This is a genomic window from Moritella sp., assembly GCF_013215705.1.
Classification (GTDB): Bacteria; Pseudomonadota; Gammaproteobacteria; order Enterobacterales; family Moritellaceae; genus Moritella.
Genome location: NZ_JABSQR010000005.1, coordinates 177,552 through 197,841 on the forward strand (window position 1 = coordinate 177,552; position 20,290 = coordinate 197,841).

Annotated in this window: 20 protein-coding genes and 1 pseudogene; 10 read left to right on the forward strand and 11 right to left on the reverse strand. The window is 39.8% G+C overall.

Features of this window, described 5'->3' with window-relative positions:
- Positions 1 to 418: 418 nt before the first annotated feature.
- The 8 genes from HRT96_RS02700 to HRT96_RS02735 all read left to right on the forward strand — a co-directional run bounded on the left by HRT96_RS02700 (position 419) and on the right by HRT96_RS02735 (position 6,812).
- The gene (locus HRT96_RS02700; protein ID WP_293151826.1) at positions 419 to 727 is read left to right on the forward strand and encodes a hypothetical protein; all 309 of its coding nucleotides are present in this window, start codon (positions 419 to 421) and stop codon (positions 725 to 727) included.
- A gap of 405 nt (positions 728 to 1,132) precedes the next feature.
- Complete coding sequence (locus HRT96_RS02705) at positions 1,133 to 2,146, forward strand: amino acid ABC transporter substrate-binding protein (RefSeq protein WP_293134962.1); 1,014 nt, start codon at positions 1,133 to 1,135, stop codon at positions 2,144 to 2,146.
- Between the two features lie 100 nt (positions 2,147 to 2,246).
- Positions 2,247 to 3,431: an amino acid ABC transporter permease gene (locus HRT96_RS02710; protein ID WP_293151829.1), complete on the forward strand. Its 1,185-nt coding sequence runs from the start codon at positions 2,247 to 2,249 to the stop codon at positions 3,429 to 3,431.
- 1 nt (position 3,432) lies between these two features.
- A complete protein-coding gene (locus tag HRT96_RS02715) occupies positions 3,433 to 4,515 on the forward strand; it encodes an amino acid ABC transporter permease (protein ID WP_293151832.1) in 1,083 nt (360 codons plus the stop codon).
- Between the two features lie 67 nt (positions 4,516 to 4,582).
- Positions 4,583 to 5,329 (forward strand): amino acid ABC transporter ATP-binding protein, encoded by a 747-nt coding sequence (locus HRT96_RS02720; protein ID WP_366050981.1) that lies wholly within the window; start codon positions 4,583 to 4,585, stop codon positions 5,327 to 5,329.
- A gap of 119 nt (positions 5,330 to 5,448) precedes the next feature.
- The gene (locus HRT96_RS02725; RefSeq protein WP_293151835.1) at positions 5,449 to 5,829 is read left to right on the forward strand and encodes an STAS/SEC14 domain-containing protein; all 381 of its coding nucleotides are present in this window, start codon (positions 5,449 to 5,451) and stop codon (positions 5,827 to 5,829) included.
- Between the two features lie 73 nt (positions 5,830 to 5,902).
- The gene (locus HRT96_RS02730) at positions 5,903 to 6,385 is read left to right on the forward strand and encodes a GNAT family N-acetyltransferase (protein WP_293151838.1); all 483 of its coding nucleotides are present in this window, start codon (positions 5,903 to 5,905) and stop codon (positions 6,383 to 6,385) included.
- A gap of 22 nt (positions 6,386 to 6,407) precedes the next feature.
- The gene (locus HRT96_RS02735) at positions 6,408 to 6,812 is read left to right on the forward strand and encodes a GFA family protein (RefSeq protein WP_293151841.1); all 405 of its coding nucleotides are present in this window, start codon (positions 6,408 to 6,410) and stop codon (positions 6,810 to 6,812) included.
- 235 nt (positions 6,813 to 7,047) lie between these two features.
- On the opposite strand, the gene ahpF is transcribed toward HRT96_RS02735, so the two are convergent.
- Complete coding sequence (gene ahpF / locus HRT96_RS02740; RefSeq protein WP_293151844.1) at positions 7,048 to 8,637, reverse strand: alkyl hydroperoxide reductase subunit F; 1,590 nt, start codon at positions 8,635 to 8,637, stop codon at positions 7,048 to 7,050.
- 211 nt (positions 8,638 to 8,848) lie between these two features.
- The gene (gene ahpC, locus HRT96_RS02745) at positions 8,849 to 9,406 is read right to left on the reverse strand and encodes an alkyl hydroperoxide reductase subunit C (protein WP_293151847.1); all 558 of its coding nucleotides are present in this window, start codon (positions 9,404 to 9,406) and stop codon (positions 8,849 to 8,851) included.
- Positions 9,407 to 9,661: 255 nt separating this feature from the next.
- Between ahpC and HRT96_RS02750 the strand changes: the two genes are divergently transcribed.
- Positions 9,662 to 10,171 (forward strand): GNAT family N-acetyltransferase, encoded by a 510-nt coding sequence (locus tag HRT96_RS02750; RefSeq protein WP_293151850.1) that lies wholly within the window; start codon positions 9,662 to 9,664, stop codon positions 10,169 to 10,171.
- Between the two features lie 26 nt (positions 10,172 to 10,197).
- Here HRT96_RS02750 and HRT96_RS02755 read toward each other — a convergent pair whose 3' ends face one another.
- Complete coding sequence (locus HRT96_RS02755; RefSeq protein WP_293151853.1) at positions 10,198 to 10,827, reverse strand: hypothetical protein; 630 nt, start codon at positions 10,825 to 10,827, stop codon at positions 10,198 to 10,200.
- Between the two features lie 240 nt (positions 10,828 to 11,067).
- Here HRT96_RS02755 and HRT96_RS02760 point away from each other — a divergent pair, with 240 nt between their 5' ends.
- Positions 11,068 to 11,517, forward strand: a complete 450-nt coding sequence (locus HRT96_RS02760; protein WP_293151856.1) for a GNAT family N-acetyltransferase — start codon at positions 11,068 to 11,070, stop codon at positions 11,515 to 11,517.
- On the opposite strand, the pseudogene HRT96_RS02765 reads toward HRT96_RS02760, so the two are convergent.
- The 8 genes and pseudogenes from HRT96_RS02765 to HRT96_RS02800 form a co-directional block, all read right to left on the reverse strand.
- Positions 11,514 to 11,723, reverse strand: a pseudogene (locus HRT96_RS02765) (Mpo1-like protein); the annotation flags it as partial. The gene HRT96_RS02760 and the pseudogene HRT96_RS02765 overlap by 4 nt on opposite strands.
- A 98-nt stretch (positions 11,724 to 11,821) precedes the next feature.
- A complete protein-coding gene (locus HRT96_RS02770) occupies positions 11,822 to 13,060 on the reverse strand; it encodes a cysteine desulfurase-like protein (RefSeq protein WP_293151859.1) in 1,239 nt (412 codons plus the stop codon).
- Between the two features lie 55 nt (positions 13,061 to 13,115).
- Positions 13,116 to 13,748 (reverse strand): 2OG-Fe dioxygenase family protein, encoded by a 633-nt coding sequence (locus tag HRT96_RS02775; RefSeq protein WP_293151862.1) that lies wholly within the window; start codon positions 13,746 to 13,748, stop codon positions 13,116 to 13,118.
- A 422-nt stretch (positions 13,749 to 14,170) separates the two neighbouring features.
- The gene (gene purB, locus HRT96_RS02780; RefSeq protein WP_006030751.1) at positions 14,171 to 15,538 is read right to left on the reverse strand and encodes an adenylosuccinate lyase; all 1,368 of its coding nucleotides are present in this window, start codon (positions 15,536 to 15,538) and stop codon (positions 14,171 to 14,173) included.
- A gap of 24 nt (positions 15,539 to 15,562) precedes the next feature.
- The gene (hflD, locus tag HRT96_RS02785; protein WP_293151865.1) at positions 15,563 to 16,186 is read right to left on the reverse strand and encodes a high frequency lysogenization protein HflD; all 624 of its coding nucleotides are present in this window, start codon (positions 16,184 to 16,186) and stop codon (positions 15,563 to 15,565) included.
- 2 nt (positions 16,187 to 16,188) lie between these two features.
- A complete protein-coding gene (gene mnmA, locus HRT96_RS02790; protein ID WP_293151868.1) occupies positions 16,189 to 17,328 on the reverse strand; it encodes a tRNA 2-thiouridine(34) synthase MnmA in 1,140 nt (379 codons plus the stop codon).
- Positions 17,329 to 17,504: 176 nt separating this feature from the next.
- Positions 17,505 to 18,224 (reverse strand): pseudouridine synthase, encoded by a 720-nt coding sequence (locus tag HRT96_RS02795; RefSeq protein ID WP_293151871.1) that lies wholly within the window; start codon positions 18,222 to 18,224, stop codon positions 17,505 to 17,507.
- Between the two features lie 106 nt (positions 18,225 to 18,330).
- Positions 18,331 to 20,226, reverse strand: coding sequence for an acyltransferase family protein (locus tag HRT96_RS02800; RefSeq protein WP_293151874.1), 1,896 nt, complete (start codon positions 20,224 to 20,226; stop codon positions 18,331 to 18,333).
- Positions 20,227 to 20,290 lie beyond the last annotated feature (64 nt).

Sequence of the window (20,290 nt, forward strand, 5' to 3'; positions counted from 1 at the left end):
GATAAGTTAATGGTTTAGACTTAATAGTTGATTCTTTTCCTACGACGGTTAAGTTCATTTTATTTCGCCTTTTCAAGTTGTTTCTTTATTGCATTACCTTTGATTTCGCCTCTGATCTTATATTGACACCCATTGATAATGCTGGGATACCAGCTCCAATACCACTAACTGTTATTCTAACTTCCATGTTATATACCCTCTATTTTAATTACTTAGGCCGCTCTAAAGAGAGCCTCTATTGTTCTTTGCTTGCATTACTGTAACTGGTTTTTGTTATTGTAAAGTATGATATTGATTATTATTTTGTATCTATAATGAAGTTTCTCACTTTGGGTCAATTAGTACTTAAATAATGCTACAGAACGATATTTTTTCAATAATATATAGATAATATCTATCTATTATCAAGGATGAACGGATGAAATTATGGATATACAGACCTACACAACTGCTGGATGCGGTGCGGGATTATAAATTATATGCGGATGGTAAATTTGTAACATATGTGAAACGCGGTCAACGTTTTGCTATTGAGGTCCCCGATAATACCCAAGTCTTGCAAGCCAAGCTCAGTTGGTGTTCTAGCCAGCCTATTTATACCAAAGATCTCTCCCATGGTGCGGTCACCGTTAAAAATGCTTTTTCCCATAATCTGTTATTAGTTCTATTTTGTTCGACGTTATATGCGACTTTTGGGCGTAAGCATTATCTGAAACTGGTTATTTGATTTTTCGAAATAGTACCAACCTTCACATCAAGACTAAATTAAGTGCTTAAATGGCAGATCATATACGGCCACCACTGATATTAGCATGTCAAAACACGGGTAATATTTATAGTACATTACTTGTCACTTTAGATCTAAATATGGATGAAATCCTGAAAGTGAATATCCATAAAGTATGATTCACCTAAAATCTCACCGTAAACGTTAATTTAATGTTAAATTTGTGGTCTAGCTCAAATAGTTGTTAATGCTTTTGTTAAACAGTTGTTGCTTTGTAGATGTTGTTTAAAAATTCCCTTATGATTATTTTGTGCTCCTAAATCAAGAAAAGGTAACTATTATTAAGGGCTATACAGTTTTTTTTAATTGATATTTACAATAATAAAAATAGACAAGGAAATTAATATGAAGGTTACAAAAATAGCTTTAATACTAGGTCTAGCATCAACACTGCCCAATTTAGTTAATGCTGCTACATTAGAGCAAGTGATGAAAAAAGGCGTATTAAACTGTGGTGTTTCTACAGGGATCCCTGGTTTCTCGGCGACTGATTCAAAAGGCGTTTGGAAAGGTATCGACGTTGATTTTTGTCGTTCAGTTGCAACCGCGGTATTAGGTGATGCATCTAAAGTGAAATATATTCCACTGACAGCGAAAGAACGTTTCACGGCGTTACAAAGTGGTGAAATTGATCTTTTAGCGCGTTCATCTACTTGGACAGCAACACGTGATACTTCACTTGGTTTAAACTTTGCGGGAGTTAACTACTATGATGGTCAAGGTTTTCTAGTTAAAAAAGATCTTGGCGTAACGTCAGCGAAACAACTCGATGGTGCTTCTTTCTGTATTCAAGCGGGTACAACAACAGAGCTTAACTTAACTGATTATTTCAAATCAAATAACATGGAATATAAAGCGGTTACGTTTGATACATCAGGTCAAACACTTGATGCATTCAAAAAAGGTCGTTGTGACGCCGTTACTTCTGATGCTTCACAGCTATATGGCTTAAAAATCAAATTTGATAATCCAAAATCAGTTATGGTTTTACCTGATATCATTTCTAAAGAACCACTAGGTCCAGTTGTTCGTCAAGGCGATGATAAATGGTTTAACGTGGTTCGTTGGACCTTATTCGCCACACTCGAAGCGGAAGAGTTAGGTGTAAATTCAAGCAATGTTGATAAGCAGTTAAAATCTAATAATCCATCTGTGAAACGTTTATTAGGCGTGACTGGTAAAGCCGGTGAAAACTTAGGCCTTAAATCCGATTGGGCTTACCAAATTGTTAAGCAAGTTGGTAACTATGAAGAAATGTTTGAGAACAACGTAGGTAAAAATTCACCTCTTAACATTGACCGCGGTCTCAATAATTTATGGAATAAAGGCGGCTTAATGTACGCAATGCCAATTCGATAAATTAATACCTCAGTCACTTCACCTTTTCATCATTATGTTTTGTTGAAGTGACCTTGGTATATCGGGGGCTTGGCCCCCTTTTTAAAAGGTTTATTTTGTTATGAAGAATTCAACGCTCCCCCCGACCTCCCTTGGTTTATTTAACAGCCCTAAAAATCGCGCGATTATTTTCCAAGTGCTTTCCTTAGTGGTTGTGGTTTTATGCCTTTTTTACTTCGTTAACAACATGTTTGATAATGTAGCAAAAAGGGGCATAACAACCGGTTTTTCGTTTTTAAGTGAAACTGCTGGTTTTGGTATCAGTCAATCGCTTATTCATTATGATGATACCAGCTCGACTTTTTTAGATGTATTTATTGTTGGTTTATTAAATACAATGTTAGTGGGTGTGATCGGTATTATTCTAGCTTCGGGACTTGGGTTATTGATTGGTATTGGTCGTTTATCGCCTAATTATTTAATCTCGAAACTGTCTCTGGTGTATATTGAAACATTCCGTAACATCCCCATTTTATTACAGATTTTGTTTTGGTATAACGTGGTGCTTGCGGCGTTACCTAGCCCCCGTCAAAGTCTTTCTTATTTCGACTCTATTTTTATCAACAACCGTGGTTTGATCATTCCAGATCCTATTTTTGAATCAGGTAGTATCTCTATATTAGTGGCGTTTGTGCTTGCTTGTATCAGTGTCGTGTTTTTGTCTAAATGGGCGAATAAGAGACATGATTTAACGGGTGAAGAATTCCCTGTTATTCGGGTTAGTATTAGCATGTTGATCGGTGCGCCATTATTAATATTTTTCCTTGCGGGACAACCAATCAGTGCTGAATATCCGGCATTGAAAGGCTTTAACTTTAAAGGTGGTATCACCATTATTCCTGAGCTGCTAGCGCTGATTTTTGCGTTAAGTATCTATACCGCTACTTATATTGCAGAAGCAGTGCGTGCGGGGATTGAAGCTGTACCCCAAGGGCAAAAAGAAGCGGCCAAATCGTTGGGTTTAAAAGAGCATGTGATCTTGCGTAAAGTTGTTTTACCGCAAGCATTACGGGTGATTATTCCACCCGTGATCAACCAATACCTTAACCTCGTGAAAAACTCATCACTGGCAACTGCCATCGGTTATCCGGAAATTGTAACCTTGTTCTCTGGAACAACGCTTAACCAAGTTGGGCAGGCTATTGAGATCATTTTAATGACGATGGCGGTATATCTTGTTTTCAGCATTGTTATTTCACTGCTGCTGAACTGGGTTAATGCAAGAATGGAAATTAAAGGAAGATAATATGGCTGTTTATACAATGAAAGAGGCCAAACCTGCACCTTCAACCAGTAAGGGGCTTGTATTCTGGTTACGAGAGAATTTATTTTCTACTATATCTAACACACTGTTAACCTTGCTTGGGTTCTACTTTATTTATGCTACGGTGCCACCGCTGTTGGATTGGATGATCTTTGATGCGACCTGGAGTGGTACCAAAGAGGAAGTGGTAAAAGAAGGTGCTCGTTGGATCTTTATCATCGAAAAATTTGATCAGTTTATGTATGGGTTTTATCCTGAATCCTTACATTGGCGTCCTAATTTAGTCGCTTTAATCAGCTTAGCATTTGTATTTTTGGTACCTCGTATCAACAATATCAAAGTGAAATTAGTGATCATGTTACTGTTTCCATTCGTCTGCTTTGTCTTAATTAGCGGTGGTTGGTTTGGTCTTGAAGTAGTTAGTACTGAAAAATGGGGTGGTTTAATGCTGACCATTTTAGTCGCTGCCGTCGGTATTATTGCTTCGTTCCCAATTGGTATTTTACTGGCACTTGGTCGTCAGTCTGACAATATGCCGATTGTTAAAACCCTATGTATTGGTTTTATCGAGTTTATTCGTGGCGTACCACTCATCACTATCTTATTTATGGCGTCGGTAGTATTGCCGCTGTTTTTTAGTGATGGTATCGATTTTGATAAATTATTACGAGCGTTAATTGGTATTACGCTGTTCCAATCGGCTTATATTGCCGAGGTTATTCGTGGTGGTTTGCAAGCCATTCCGAAAGGTCAGTATGAAGCGAGTGAGTCATTAGGCTTAACGTATTGGCAGGGTATGATCTTGATTATCTTGCCACAGGCGTTAAAGATCTCGATACCGAATCTGGTTGGTTCATTTATCTCGTTATTTAAAGATACGACGCTGGTATTAATCATCGGTTTATTCGACATCTTGGCTATGGTTACGCTGACAAACAGTGATACTAATTGGCTTGGTTTTGAAATCGAAGGTTATGTATTTGTTACTATGATCTATTGGGTATTCTGTTTCAGTATGTCGCAATACTCTCGTGTGATCGAACGACGATATAATACCGATCATTAATAATTACCGTAAATTTTACAGCTTAAAACTGACCATTTACGTAAGGTAATTGGTATAAGGAAATATCATGGCAGAACAAGATTATATGATCAGCATGAAAGACGTTAACAAATGGTATGGCGATTTTCACGTACTTAAAGATATTAACCTCAATATTAAAAAAGGTGAAAAAGTGGTTATCTGTGGCCCATCAGGTTCGGGTAAATCAACCACTATTCGTTGTCTAAACCATCTTGAAAAATTTCAAGAAGGTAAGATTAGTATTAACGGCACTGACCTGATTGATGATGTAAAAGTTGTGCGTCATATCCGCTCGCAAGTAGGTATGGTATTCCAACATTTTAATTTGTTCCCGCATCTTACTGTATTGGAGAACTTGTTATTAGCGCCAATATGGGTGCATAAGAAACCACGTCATGAGGCAATTAAAACCGCGATGGAATATCTAGAGCGTGTAAAGATTGCCGACCAAGCGCATAAGTTCCCTAATCAACTTTCTGGTGGTCAGCAACAACGTGTAGCGATTGCCCGTTGTTTATGTATCAACCCAGAGATCATGTTGTTTGATGAACCAACATCGGCACTGGATCCTGAAATGGTATCGGAAGTGTTAGACGTAATGGTCGAGCTTGCAGATGAAGGTATTACCATGATTTGTGTAACCCACGAAATGGGCTTTGCTAAGAAAGTGGCAGACCGCGTTATCTTTATGGATGCAGGGCAAATTATTGAAGAAAATGAACCGCATGAGTTCTTTGATAATCCGCAATCAGATCGTCTAAAAATGTTCTTAGATCAGATCTTATCGCACTAAGCTAGTCGCTACTACAACAGTACTTACTACTAACAGTATGTGCTACTAAGAAGCCTTACTCTGAATCCGTTGTTATAATGGGGTAGGGGTAAGGCTTTTTTATTTACAAGGAGATAGATATGATTGAAATGATGGATATCGAGATTGATAATGCAATTGCATTTCAAATGTCTGGAAAAATAACGGAAAGCGATATGTCTTTGGTCCTTAATGCGGCAAAAGAAAAGATTGAACGTCACGGCAGTATTGTGCTTCTTGAAAAAATTGATTCTTTTAAAGGCGTTGAACTCGCAGCATTGATTGAAGAGTTTAAATATCTTTTTGATGTAGGAATTACCAATATAGACAAGGTGGCTATATTAACGGATAAAAAGTGGATAGAAAATATTGTTAATATTGAAGACAAGATATTTAGAAATATTGATATGCAGTGCTTTACGCTAGATCAACAGCCTCAAGCCATTGAGTTTCTTAAAAGCGCGGATCTTTCTTACTCGTAATAAATAGCTCCGCTTTACAAAGTTTGATGATAAATGATTTAAGAGCTACTACATATTAGTTATAATGCACTTTATGGAAATTAAATCATACTCTAACCAATGGGCTGCTGAGATAACGGACTTGTTTTATCAATCTGTTCACGCCATAGATCCTTCCGTGTATACACCAGAACAGAAAGAAGCTTGGGCACCAACCCCCCCTGATTATGCAGCGTGGTCTAAGCGATTAGATGAAAAAAGACCGTTCGTGGCTATCATCGATGGTCTTGTCGCTGGTTTTATCGAACTGGATGCCGATGGTCATATTGATTGTACTTACACACACCCAAACTTTCAGGGGATGGGTGTCGCGTCTGCACTTTATGAGCACTTACTTACGGAAGCAAGACTCAACAATATCGAACGTTTATATGTTGAAGCATCATTTATTGCTAAGCCGTTCTTCAAGCATCGAGGGTTCTTTGTAATAAAGAGAAATACCTTCCAACGAAATGGTGTGACTTTAGTTAATTTCACAATGGAAAAACGTAACTTAAATAACAGTGGCTCAATGTGAGGCATACTTTTAGGGGAATAAAATGAGAATATTAAACGGATCATGTTTATGTGGAAAAGTTGGTATTGAAGTACCTGATGACTTTGATTATATGGGTAACTGTCATTGTTCTGAGTGTCGTAAATTTACTGGTTCAGATTACTCGTCAGTGGGGGGCATTTCATCTTCAAAATTTTCGTTTTCAAAAGGTGAGGAGTTTGTCTCGATATATCCAAAAAGTGAAGAGACAGAATTAGCCTTTTGCCAGTGTTGTGGTTCGAGTCTATTTTCCAGAAAAATCACTGGCGGCAAGCATAATATTCGTTTAGGTATTTTAGATAGTACACCAACACATAAACCCAACTTTCATATCTTTGTCGCTTCAAAAGCGCCATGGCTTGATATTAATGACCAGTTAAAGCAGTTTGAGCAAGGGCCTGTTAAATAGTATCAATATAGCGATTGTATATATGACGACAGATTATCCGATTCTAATCCTGACAACCGAGAGCACGTCTTGTCAGATCAACAGGTATAACTGAGATGCGAGATTTACTGGTTATCATAGAGTAAAAACCCAGCAATCATGAGTAATTGCTGGGATAAAACACAGATTTTGGCAGGGATGATAAGCCTTACACGTGGGGACTAGTGTGACGTTTATCTTTTTCTATGTTTTATATTTACGTGTTGCCTGCTGCAGTTGGTGCTGGCGTACGAATTAAATGGTCAAATGCACTTAAGCTGGCTTTTGAACCTTCACCCATAGCAATGATAATTTGCTTATAAGGCACCGTGGTTACGTCTCCGGCTGCAAATACACCTGCAACTGAGGTTTCATTTTTAGCATTCACTTCAATTTCACCACGCGGTGATAAAGCAACACCACTGCCTTTTAAGAAATCACTGTTTGGCATCAAACCAATTTGAACAAAGATACCAGCCAGTTCGATCTGTTTGGCATCACCTGTCGCGCGGTCTACATAATTAAGTGTCGTCACACGCGTACCGTCACCGATAACTTCTGTGGTTTGTGCTTGTTTAATTATCTTAATATTAGCCATGCTGTTGGCTTTGTTGAGGAGTACTTGATCGGCACGTAAGGTATCTGCAAACTCAAGTACAGTCACATGTTCAACAATACCCGCTAAGTCGATAGCAGCTTCGATACCAGAGTTACCGCCACCGATCACGGCCACTTTTTTACCTTTGAATAACGGCCCATCACAGTGTGGGCAGTAGGCTACACCTTTGTTTCGGTATTCTTGTTCGCCGGGTACGTTCATTTCTCTCCAACGTGCGCCTGTTGATAAGATCACACTGCGGCTTTTTAATATCGCGCCACTGTCGAGTTCAACATGAATATAACCATCGGCTGTTTTTTCTGCACTGACTAAACGACTCGCTCTTTGTTCGTTCATGATATCCACGTCATATTCTTTTACGTGTTCTTCAAGTGCTGCCGCGAGTTTCGGCCCCTGGGTTTCTTTGACCGAAATGAAGTTCTCGATAGCCATGGTATCCATGACTTGACCACCAAAGCGTTCGGCTACGACACCAGTGCGAATGCCTTTACGTGCCGCATAGATTGCAGCTGATGCGCCCGCTGGACCACCGCCCACCACAAGTACTTCGTACGGTTCTTTTTCATTTAATGCGATAGCTTGTTTTTTTGCTGCGCCAGTATCCACTTTTGATAATATTTCCGTTAATGAAATACGACCTTGAGTGAATACTTCACCGTTTAAGTAAACACTTGGTACTGCCATGATATTACGTTCAGCGACTTCATCTTGGAATGCGGCACCGTCAATCATGGTTGTTTTAATATTTGGGTTCGTTGCCGCCATCATATTTAATGCTTGCACAACATCTGGACAGTTTTGACAGCTTAATGAAATGAATATTTCAAAGTGCATCTCACCTTCAAGATTAGCCATTTGCTCAATCACTTCTGCATCTAGCTTCATCGGGTGACCACCACTGTGCAGTAGTGCCAATATCAGTGAGGTAAACTCGTGCCCCATTGGTAAACCTGCAAAACCAATCGCGGTTTGTTTGATGGGATTGACTACCTGCATAATTGGTTTACGCGGGCTTGCACTTTGATCTTCAATGACGATGACTTTGTCGCTTAATGAAGCAATGTCATGTGCTAACGTATGTAATTTTTGCGCGGTATCACTGTCATCAAGACTCAGTACCAGTTGTACTTCTGTCTTTAAATTTTCTAAATACGCCTTTAACTGGGTTTTCATATTTTGGTCTAACATAGTGACACCTTTTAGATTCTGCTTATGGCTAGATGAGATACGTTTATTAAAAACGTGATTAGCAATGTGGTTAATTTAAAAATCTACTTTCTTACTTTTTTACTTTATTTATTAACACTCGGCCGTGGTATTGCTACCGAGATGTTCATCGAAAATGTATTTTTAAATGACCTCAGCCACTGCTAAGCGATACTGAGGTCGATTCTTTAAATTAGATTTTACCGACTAGGTCTAGTGACGGTGCAAGTGTTGCTTCGCCTTCTTTCCATTTAGCGGGACAAACTTCGCCTGGGTTCGCGGCTACGTATTGTGCAGCTTTAACTTTACGCATTAAGTCTTCAGCGTCACGGCCAATACCTTCTGCAGTGATCTCCATTGCTTGGATAACACCTTGTGGGTCAATTAGGAATGTTGCACGGTCTGCAAGACCTTGACCTTCACGCATTACACCGAAGTTGTTGGTGATGTTGCCAGCTTGGTCGCCTACCATGTAGTAGTTGATTTTGCCGATAGTGTCTGAACTGTCGTGCCATGCTTTGTGCGTGAAATGAGTGTCAGTTGATACTGAGAATACTTCTACGCCACGCTTTTGTAGTTCTTCGTAATGGTCTGCAACATCACCTAGTTCAGTAGGGCAAACAAACGTGAAGTCAGCTGGGTAGAAGAAGAATACAGCCCATTTACCTGCCACGTCTTTTTCTGAGATTTCGACGAATTCGCCTTGTTTGAAAGCGGTTGCGTTAAACGGTTTAATTTTAGTGTTGATCATGTTGTCATCCTATTAATTAGTTGATTACTCGATTGGATTCTGGCTGCGAATCCATGAGAAGGATTATGGGGTAAATCGTTACATAGGTAAATTCAATTGAATCTATGAATTTGATAGTTTAAATCTATCACTTGTTTTGAACGTGATGACGCGCCATGGTATAGTTCAGTGCATGGTATATAGTTCAGTGCTTGGTGTGATGCGCATCAATAGTGAGCGTATTGGAAATAAAGATAATGGAGAATGAATAGTAAGATGAAAATTGAACTTGCCAACATGGAACACTTAAACGCTTTTAAGTCCTATGTTGATGAATGTGTCGCTGACGGTATCGTGCTTTATGAGTTTATCTTTAGTCATTATGAAGGTTACCTTAAAAAGCGCATTGCTTATGCACGTGGCGAACAACTACCGAAAGGCTGGTCGCCTATAACGACCTATTTCTGTATTGATAATGGCGTTATTCTTGGTTCCATACGTGTGAGATTGGGGGATAATGATTATATCGAAAACGTAATCGGTCATATCGGATATGAAACGAGATCGTCTGCGAGAGGCAAAGGGGTCGCTCAGTTCATGTTATCCAATATTCAAAAGACTGCACTGACCAATGACGTGATCATAAGCTGTGAGCCGGCAAATATTGCTTCGCGCAAAGTCATTGAAAGTTGTGGGGCTGAGTTTCTTAACGAATACTATTATGAAGCAGAAAATCTACAAGTACGCCGATATCAATTATATTCTGCAGCGGTTAAGTCATCTTAATCGCTGCAATAGATCACCGCGAGTTATTAAAAATCAAACTGTAAACCAAAACCGACCCCGATGCTGTCGTCATATTTTACCCCATTGGCGACTAACGCTAAATTAGGTAAAACATGAGCAACCAACTCCGCACTGTATTCGATTTCAGACTCATCACCGATATCAATGTAAGCCGCATCGATAATAAATTCAAGTTGATGGCTAACATGCATTGCTAGTCCAATCGCGGCATTAAAGCCTATTTCGTTATCAAAATCATCGTTGGTAATGCTTGTTGAGCCTGATTTAATTTCGACTTCTTTACCGAATTCATAGATGGCACCACTTTCAACCGTCAGATCCAATTTAGGGTGAAGCACTAAGCGTGTGCCCATATTTAATATAGCCAGCATCGAGGTTGTAGTGATGACATTTTGCTTATCAATAATGGTTTCTCTGCTTAAATAACTGATATTTGTTCGGCTAAAGAGATAAGGGCTGAGCAAGTTAGTCATATTGAAGTTGTAGGTTTGTAATGGATCATCAACTTCCTCTGTTGTTATTTCCGTATAATTGAGTTGGTAATAACGATAACTGACTGGGGTATAAAAATTATTCGCAAACGCAGTACCTGTAAAAAGGGTGGCTAGCACTAAACATGCTGGTATTAGTTTCATTTTACGTTCCTTGTTAAATGAGCTAAATAGTGGTGAGTACATCTTATTTATGGCGATACAGATAAGCAGTATAGCTATAATTAGTCGAGTTAAAGTATGAATAAATAAGGAGTTTTTGATTGTTGCAATTTAGTTAAATGTTGATACTCTGGATGAATAATTAATTAAAATAAAGACGTATGATGTAGCTTGGGTATATTAGTCGTTGTACTCTGTAGATTCATATTGAAAAGGGATTTTATGCATATCAAAAAAGCTTCATTGGAAGAATTAAACGATCTCGTTAGTTTATTTGATCAATATATGGTGTTTTATAAGCAACCATCAGCGCCACAAAAGTACCGTCCGTATTTAGGTGAGCGTTTAATGAATAACGATGCGACCGTGTTTATCGCTTATAACAAAGGGGGTGAGGCGATGGGTTTTGTGCTGAACTATCATTCGTTTTCATCGGTATCCTTGGGTAAAATTATGGTGTTGAACGACTTGTTTATTGCACCAGCATACCGCAGGCAAGGCCTAGCTAATGAGCTAATTCATCGTGTAGTTCGAGAAGCGAAAAACACAGGTGCTATCCGCGTTGATTTGAATACCGCGCAAGATAATTTTTCCGCGCAAGCATTGTATGAAAAACTCGGGTTTGTCAAAGACACTGAATATTTCAGTTATCGTTTAGCAGTGAGTGCTTAATAACGAATACCAATACGTTGATAGATAAACCCAAGTAACCAAGCCGGGCCAACTAATAAGAACTGCAGATCCTTGACGAACGAGGGTTTTTCCCCTTCAATTTTATGGCCAATAAACTGGAACACCCAGGCAATTGAAAACAGTACCGCACTAAAAATCCATAGAGGTATGGCCAAGTATAAAGTCAGCATGTAGCACGCAACTAGGCTAATGTGGCCCAGTTTACGAAGGGGGGATGCGCCCATCCAATCTGCCCAAGTGCAGACGATACACTTGGGCTTTTAGTGACTGATGTGAACTTGCGTTATTTAACGAGCACTGCCGATAGCACGCCAAATAATGCATCTATTTCGCTGGTGGTATTATAGTGCATAAAGCCAATACGAATAACGCCGCCTTTATCTAAGATATCTAATTGCTTACACAAACCGATAGCATAGAAATGGCCATTCCATACACACATATTATGCTGGCCAAGCAAGCCTGATACATCTTCCGGTGATGCATGATCAATACGGATAGAGAAGGTCGGGGTACGTTCTGCTAATCGGTTCATATCACTAATGCCATACAGTTTTACGTTGCTGTATTGCGCTAGCTTAGCAAGGAAGTGTTGGCTAAGCTGTTGTTCATGGGTTTGGTATAGCTCAAAGCTTTGCACCAGTCTTTCACGTAGCGGTAGCGTTTGATCACCTGCATGCGCAAGGTATTCAACTGCAGCGCTAAATCCAGCTAGCGCTTCAAAACTTTGCGTACCAGTTTCAAATCGACCTGGCCCTTGGTTTGTAGCGGGTTCTACTTTGTATGGTGATAAGGCATGTAACCACTGTGGTGCCACGTAAGCGATACCTACGTGAGGCCCAAAGAACTTATAAGCTGAACAAGCTAAGAAGTCACAACCCAATGCTTGCACATCAACAAGCTTATGTGGCGCGTAATGTACCGCATCGATATACACTTTAGCACCCACTGCATGCGCCGCTGCAATGATTGGCTTCACATCGACCAACGAGCCTGTGGTGTTCGATGCAAACGTTAACGCTACTAACTTAGTTTTGTTGGAAATCAACGAGATTAAATGGTCGCTATCTAATGTGCAATCAACTTCATTAACGCGGGCTTGATGTACTATCGCGCCTTTATCATCTGCTGCCTGTTGCCACGTTGATACGTTTGAATAATGGTCAAGCGAAGTAACAATAACTTCATCACCCGCTTGCCAATCTCGGCTTATCGCTCGGCTTAATTGGAACGTCAGTGACGTCATATTAGCACCAAACACGATATTATCTGGTGATTCGGTATTCAATAATGCTTGACCACTTAGGCGTGCATTACGCATCACATCAACGGTCTTTTCACTTGAGAAAAAACGACCGCCAAGATTCGAGTTATATTTACCTAAATAAGCTGTCATTGCATCAAGCACAGACTGTGGAACTTGTGAGCCACCAGGACCGTCAAAAAAATACACTGACTCGCCATTCACTTGCTGTTGTAAAGCTGGGAAAGCTTGGCGGATTGACTCAATACATAAGTTCATAGGTTATTCCTTTAATAAATTCTTTTTGCTAGTGCAATGTTTACGTTTGCGTGGGTTACGCAGTGAATACGAATACGTCTCGTAGGCCGCTTTTATCTTGTAGCGCTGGTAGTGTTTCTGTCACGTAGTGGAAATAACGACGATCGTTAAAAATGATAAATTGGTTTTCTTCTAACGTGGTGCTCATGTGTGGATGTTGCTCAACCGGTGACGAGAAGATCTGGGTAAATGCGCCGGCGATGTTGTCTCTTTTTACACAAAAGATACCGACAAAATCAAAACCGTCTTGATGAATGCCTTCGGGTGCTGGCGAGCCTGACTTATCTTGTGAACACACCACTCGGATCTGGTGAACGCCAATCGGCTGTTTGGTGGTATCGACGTTAGTACGTTCAAGAAACGCATTTAATAAATTTTGAAAGTCAGGATGCTGGTCAAGTGCTGGTGAGATGTCTTCGAATTTACGCTCAACATTACCGATAAGGCGGTTTACATCAGATGACTGCATGAAGGAACTTGTCCCCAACTTTTCAAATTTATCATTGGTTTTTTGATACTGCGAAAATGCGCGGAATCGACAGTTGCTTTCAAGGTAAGGATCAGCACCTAAATCATTAAAGAAATTACCTAAGTTTTCAGCGTAACTTGAGGGAGCTTGAAATGCTTCAATAAGAAATGATCCGTGCATGATGTAAATCCTTGGTTAATCAAATGTAGATGAGATGATTATCCGTGTATCGAGATAAGTTACAAGATGGTAGGGCAATTTCAACCGTTTGTTTTATTAACGACTGATTGACTATTTCGTATTGAAACTAAAGTGAGGTTTTTTTATTTTGATTTGAATTTATATGTCGAAGATATCCATATTTACGATATCTGATTTTTTGATATGAAAAATGTTAATGATAACTGGCGCACAAAAAAGCCCAAGTAACCTTTACCTATATTTAATTAAAAGTAATTAAAAGTAGTTAAAAGTAGTTAAACTTGGGCTTTCACTCATTTATGACACGCATTTATAAAACGATTGAATCAATTTATCAATGTAGTCGTGCGATAAATTATTTATAGTTTAGCGATTATTACTTGGTCATTATTACCGAGCAATTAAAGCTCGTTAACGAACTCAACGGCACGACCGATGTAGTTAGCTGGCGTCATTAATTTTAATTCCGCTTTAACTGCATCTGTGAGTTCGAGAGTATCGATGAATTCTTGCATAGCAGGACCATCAACACGACGACCACGAGTAAGTTCTTTTAGCTTTTCGTATGGTTTTTCGATGCCGTAGCGACGCATAACTGTTTGGATTGGCTCAGCCAGAACTTCCCAGTTACGATCAAGATCAGCAAGTAGCGCTTCTTCGTTAAGTTGTAATTTACTGATCCCTTTTAACGTTGACTCGTAGGCAATAACAGAATAACCGATAGCAACACCAAGGTTACGTAATACCGTTGAATCTGTTAAGTCACGCTGCCAGCGAGAAACCGGTAGTTTCGCAGAAAGGTGATTGAATAGTGCGTTAGCAATACCAATGTTGCCCTCTGAATTTTCAAAATCAATCGGGTTCACTTTGTGCGGCATTGTTGAAGAGCCAATTTCACCAGCAATGGTTTTTTGCTTAAAGTGACCTAGACAAATATAACCCCAAATATCACGGTCAAAATCAAGAATAATGGTGTTGAAACGTGCAATTGCGTCAAACAGTTCAGCAATGTAATCATGCGGTTCGATCTGGGTTGTGTACGGGTTCCATACAACACCAAGGTTAGAGACGAATTCTTCAGCGAATTCGTTCCAATCAACATCAGGATAAGCTGAGATGTGTGCGTTGTAGTTACCTACAGCACCGTTGATTTTACCTAAAATTTCAACGTTAGCGATTTGTAGCATTTGACGGCGTAAACGCACAACAACGTTAGCAAATTCTTTACCCATCGTACTTGGCGTTGCAGGCTGGCCGTGAGTACGTGATAATAATGGTACAGCAGCATATTCTTTGGCTAATACTGTTAGGCTGTCGATAAGCTTTTCACAGTAAGGTAAAAGAATTGTTTCACGTGCTTCAGTTAACATTAACGCGTGAGACAGATTGTTGATATCTTCTGAAGTACAAGCGAAGTGAATGAACTCAGACACTGCGTGTAGTTCTGCGTTATCAGCAACTTTTTCTTTTAAGAAGTATTCAACTGCTTTTACATCGTGGTTTGTTGTGCTTTCAATTGCTTTAATACGCGCAGCGTCAGCTTCAGAGAAGTTATCTGTGATGCTGTTTAATGCCGCGTTAGCATCAGCACTTAGTGCTGGTACTTCTGCAATTAAGTCACATTCAGCTAGTTTTTGTAACCAACGAACTTCTACTTGTACACGGTATTTGATTAGACCAAATTCACTAAAAATTGAACGCAGGGCTACTGTTTTACTACCGTAGCGACCATCGACCGGGGAAACAGCTGTTAACGCTGATAATTCCATTACATACTCCTGGGTGTGTTTAGGTTAAATTCGAGCTAATTGTTGCTTTGCTTGCTCTACCATGTGTTTACGATTGAAAACTACTTGGCGACGTTGACCGCCTGTTTGTCGCCATAACACTGCTGAGCGAATACCGGCAAATAGTAATGCACGGATCTTATCTCTCACCAATGTCTGTTGTAGGAAATTTGCTGTTCCTGCAATTTGGATCTTGGTGCCAAGTGGGCTGATTAGGTCCACATAGATTGACGCCATGTTACTTAAAATTTGTGCATCCGTTAACTCATAATGATGAGTTTGACGTTTAACTTGCGAGATGCGTTCACCTAACATACCAAGAATATCATTGCGTTTAGCCAGTTTACGCTCTAGTGCGACCAAGCCAATCATGTAGCGTGTTAATGCGCTATCAGGACCTTTAGAGGTATTACTTAACTGAGCCACGAGAGTTTTATAGCCTAATTCTAGGTTTGCGTACTCGCCATAAACCTCAATCGTTTGACTAGGGTCTGTTACGATCACACAACGTAAGGTATTGCTTAATTGTGTTTCATCACAATTGCCTGTTGTTGCAAGTTGGTGTACAAGTGCAGCAGCCTGACAAACGCCGGCAAAGGCGATATTTGATTCTTGGAAGTTAGTTGACACTGTTAGCCTCTAATTTGAACATCAATAATTGCGCCACCTAGGCAAACGTCATCAAGGTAAAATACCGCTGATTGACCTGGTGTAACGGCAAGTTCGGGTTTATCAAACGTTACTTCAATTTGGTCTTCGCCGATTGGTGTCACTAAACAAGGTACATCAGTCTGACGGTAACGTGTTTTGACCGTACAGCGTAATGGCTGTGTTAATGGTTCGCGGCTAACCCAATGGAGTTGCGAGGCCATTAAACCGGTCGAGAATAAACGCGGGTGGTTGTGACCTTGTGCCACAAGTAATACGTTACGCTCCATATCTTTATCAACGACATACCAAGGTTCTTGGTTGTTGTTGTTTTTCATACCGCCGATATGTAGGCCTTTACGTTGACCCAGTGTGTGGTACATCAGACCTTGGTGTTCACCAATTTCTTCGCCATCAACACTTTCTATCTTACCTGGTTGTGCTGGTAAGTATTTGCTTAAAAATTCAGTGAATTTACGCTCACCGATAAAGCAAATACCGGTACTGTCTTTCTTGTTTGCAGTGATCAAGCCTTGCTCTTCAGCAATACGACGTACTTCTGGCTTTTCTAATTCACCCACTGGGAACAATGAACGTGAAACCTGTACATGATCCAGCGTGTATAAGAAATAGCTTTGGTCTTTATTGCTGTCTAAGCCACGTAACATTTCAAATTTACCATTGGCTGTTTGACGACGGCTAACGTAGTGACCCATAGCAATATAGTCAGCAGCAAGTACTTCGGATGCAAACTGCAGGAAGGCTTTAAATTTGATTTCTTTGTTACAAAGAATATCTGGATTTGGGGTACGACCTGCTTTGTATTCAGCTAAGAAGTATTCAAATACGTTATCCCAGTATTCAGCAGAGAAATTAATAGCGTGTAACTCGATACCTAATTTATCGCATACTGCTTGTGCGTCTGCTAGGTCTTCAGCTGCGGCACAATATTCATCATTATCGTCATCTTCCCAGTTCTTCATGAACAGGCCTTCTACTTGGTAACCTTGCTGTTGTAGTAGGTAAGCAGAAACAGATGAGTCAACACCGCCGGACATGCCAACGATTACTTTTTTAGTGCTGTTTAACGCTTTAGTACTGGCGTCGATTGTAGTATTTGTCATAGGACCTTTTAATTACTCTTGTAGTAATGCAAATAAAGTTAAAGGCTTTTTTGCTGATGTATTAAATATATAACTGAAATAGGTGTTCTGGCCACAGTTAGTTACTGTTCTTAGGATCCTAAGATCCAATCGCGCGAATTTTACCATGAAGGCTAGCGCAAAAACAGACTTTGGTACTAATTCATCACGTTAATACTGCTTTCAACTAGTTCACCTGGTTGGATGTTATCCAACGACCAAGGACCAATGCTATAGCGGATCAAACGCAGGGTAGGGTGCCCAATGTGTGCTGTCATACGACGTACTTGACGGTTGCGGCCTTCAATAATGGTAATGGCTAACCAGGTCGTGGGAATATTTTGGCGCTCTCGGATTGGAGGTACCCGCGGCCATACGCTCGGTTCAGTCATTATTTCAACTTTAGCTGGTAGCGTTGGACCGTCTTTTAATACGATGCCGTAGCGTAAATCATTCAATTTTTCAGGACTCGGTTCACCTTCAACTTGTACCCAGTAGGTTTTTTCTGTTTTCTCCCCAGGTTGAGTCAACTTTGCCTGCAAACGGCCGTTATTGGTTAGCAGTAATAGACCTTCGCTGTCACGATCTAGGCGACCTGCGGCATAAATATCCGGCACCTTGATATAGTCTTTTAAAGTCTCGCGGTTATCAGCATCGGTAAACTGGGTAAGTACCATGTAAGGTTTATTGAATACATAGACTTGGGTTGGGCCGCTTTCTTTGGGCTTAGTGTGCGGTGAGCTATTGCTCTTGCCACGTGGTTTGACCGTATTGGTGTAGCTGATTTGGCTCTTTTTAGCCTGTGTAGATGAGCCTTTTTTTCTACCTAAAGTTAGTTTAGATTTTACGGGTGATGCTACTGGTGCTGGCTTTGACATGGTATCGCTAATAATTAAGGTGCTTATACAAGGATTGTAGCAAATTTTCACGGTCTATTTATAGGCTAATTTAATTGGCCGCTAAAATACCCAAGTATGATAACGGCTATTGTTTGTGCATAGGTTCAGGGTTATAAAACTCAGCTGGTAATACAGGCTTCAGCCTTTCAGAGAGATACATAGCCCCTTGTTTTGTCGTGTGCACTTCATCATAGAAAAACGGCAGACCATTTTTATCGACGACATTGCATCTTTTAACCGGACAGAATGCGTTAGTCATATTAATAAACTGATAACCTGCATCCTGATTTTCACGGAAAAATTGATTATTTTTAATATTAGTAGAAGGCAGTGATTTGAGCACCACTTCACCTACCTCCGTCCCATCTTTAAAAGCATTAAGCATTATAATTGGCAGTGGTTTATGCATACCTTTATTACCGATAATAACTATTTTTGCTTGTGGGTTTTTTTGTTTTATCGCTTTAATTGCTTTGAGGTTATAGTCTAGAGACCAGTTACGCCAATTCATCGCAATGAAAATATAGTCAGCACTTAATAAGCGCGTATCAGCGGTTATTTTTCTGATCCTTTTACCGCATTTAAGTAATCTTTTTTCGCCGATATGTTCAGATAGGTTGACTCTGTCGTAGAGCGCATTTAATGGTTTAGGTAGGTGGTAAAACACACCACATTTAGCGGATACTTTTAGCGCCATAAAATTAATTTTGTCATTATTCATGACATTGATTTTCTCATTGATGGCATTAGCAAAGTCAGCCGATTGTGAATCACCGATAAACATCACATTTAATTTATGCTCATCAATTTTATGTCTTTTGAGTTTGTCTATCATTTGCCAAGTAAAAAGCTCACCTTTATCTGATTGTTCTAAATTGGCGGCAATAATGTGTTTCGGCATACCGGATATTTGATATAACAGGAAGGGTGTCGATTTATAAAATATGACAAAAATTAAGGTCGTAACTAGTGTGAAAATAATGGTTTTTCTTTGGGTTTTAAACTGGTTTTGTTCAATGAGATAATAACTAATCGCACCAAAAACAACAGACAATAATATGCCAATTGGCGCCCAGTTATCCAATTGGTAATATGCCCCATAGACCGCAATAGGCCAGTGCCAGAGATAGATTGAGTATGACCATTTACCGAGCGCTTGAAACAGAAAATTATTGGTGAAAATACTTGTTTCTCGGTTACTTAGCAGAATGAGGTAGGTACCGAATACAGGCACACAAGCCACGTAACCCGGCCAAGGTGTCATTTTAGACGTGAACGCAAATGATAATAACATTAACGTAATGCCAATAATCTCGAGTAACCTTTTTTGATTTTTGTGTAATGTTATCGGATAGAAATAAGCGACGCCGCCTAACAGCATTTCCCAAGCACGAGTTGAGAGAGAAAAATAAGCGAAGGTCGGCCATTTATCTGTTGCCACAACGCAAAATATAAACCCGAGGACAGTGGCGACGATCAACAGGCGTTTTAAATTTTCAAGAGAGAAAAATTGTTTTAGAAACAGCAGTATAACTGGGTATATAATATAGAACTGCCATTCGACGGATAATGACCAGGTATGTAGCAACCACTTTTCGTAGGCGCTGGCATCAAAGTAACCAGACTCATAATAATAAGTAATGTTTGATAGAAAAGTGATGCTGCTAGCGACATGCTTACCTAAGGTTAGATAATCGAATGGCGGCAATATAAACCAAGTAACGAATAATAATATACAGCACAGGGCTGCAAGCGGGGGAATGATTCGATTTGCTCTGCATAAATAAAAATCAACTAAATTTAACGAATTAGTGTTTAAGCCTTTAAAGATAATACCTGTCATTAAAAAACCAGAAATGACAAAGAAAATATCGACACCAGCGAAACCTCCGGGCGCGATGCTCGGATTAAAATGGAACAATACGACAGCAATAAGTGCAATTGCTCTTAACCCATTTATATCGTTTCTAAATTTTACCATGTATACCTTCAGACGTAATTGTCGTGATTTTTGCTTTCAATGTATCGCAACATTCGATTCTACG

Coding starts and splice junctions, on each gene's coding strand:
- HRT96_RS02700 (WP_293151826.1), top strand. CDS start 419: ATGAAATTATGGATATACAGACCTACACAACTGCTGGATGCGGTGCGG.
- HRT96_RS02705 (WP_293134962.1), top strand. CDS start 1,133: ATGAAGGTTACAAAAATAGCTTTAATACTAGGTCTAGCATCAACACTG.
- HRT96_RS02710 (WP_293151829.1), top strand. CDS start 2,247: ATGAAGAATTCAACGCTCCCCCCGACCTCCCTTGGTTTATTTAACAGC.
- HRT96_RS02715 (WP_293151832.1), top strand. CDS start 3,433: ATGGCTGTTTATACAATGAAAGAGGCCAAACCTGCACCTTCAACCAGT.
- HRT96_RS02720 (WP_366050981.1), top strand. CDS start 4,583: ATGGCAGAACAAGATTATATGATCAGCATGAAAGACGTTAACAAATGG.
- HRT96_RS02725 (WP_293151835.1), top strand. CDS start 5,449: ATGATTGAAATGATGGATATCGAGATTGATAATGCAATTGCATTTCAA.
- HRT96_RS02730 (WP_293151838.1), top strand. CDS start 5,903: ATGGAAATTAAATCATACTCTAACCAATGGGCTGCTGAGATAACGGAC.
- HRT96_RS02735 (WP_293151841.1), top strand. CDS start 6,408: ATGAGAATATTAAACGGATCATGTTTATGTGGAAAAGTTGGTATTGAA.
- ahpF (WP_293151844.1), bottom strand. CDS start 8,637: ATGTTAGACCAAAATATGAAAACCCAGTTAAAGGCGTATTTAGAAAAT.
- ahpC (WP_293151847.1), bottom strand. CDS start 9,406: ATGATCAACACTAAAATTAAACCGTTTAACGCAACCGCTTTCAAACAA.
- HRT96_RS02750 (WP_293151850.1), top strand. CDS start 9,662: ATGAAAATTGAACTTGCCAACATGGAACACTTAAACGCTTTTAAGTCC.
- HRT96_RS02755 (WP_293151853.1), bottom strand. CDS start 10,827: ATGAAACTAATACCAGCATGTTTAGTGCTAGCCACCCTTTTTACAGGT.
- HRT96_RS02760 (WP_293151856.1), top strand. CDS start 11,068: ATGCATATCAAAAAAGCTTCATTGGAAGAATTAAACGATCTCGTTAGT.
- HRT96_RS02770 (WP_293151859.1), bottom strand. CDS start 13,060: ATGAACTTATGTATTGAGTCAATCCGCCAAGCTTTCCCAGCTTTACAA.
- HRT96_RS02775 (WP_293151862.1), bottom strand. CDS start 13,748: ATGCACGGATCATTTCTTATTGAAGCATTTCAAGCTCCCTCAAGTTAC.
- purB (WP_006030751.1), bottom strand. CDS start 15,538: ATGGAATTATCAGCGTTAACAGCTGTTTCCCCGGTCGATGGTCGCTAC.
- mnmA (WP_293151868.1), bottom strand. CDS start 17,328: ATGACAAATACTACAATCGACGCCAGTACTAAAGCGTTAAACAGCACT.
- HRT96_RS02795 (WP_293151871.1), bottom strand. CDS start 18,224: ATGTCAAAGCCAGCACCAGTAGCATCACCCGTAAAATCTAAACTAACT.
- HRT96_RS02800 (WP_293151874.1), bottom strand. CDS start 20,226: ATGGTAAAATTTAGAAACGATATAAATGGGTTAAGAGCAATTGCACTT.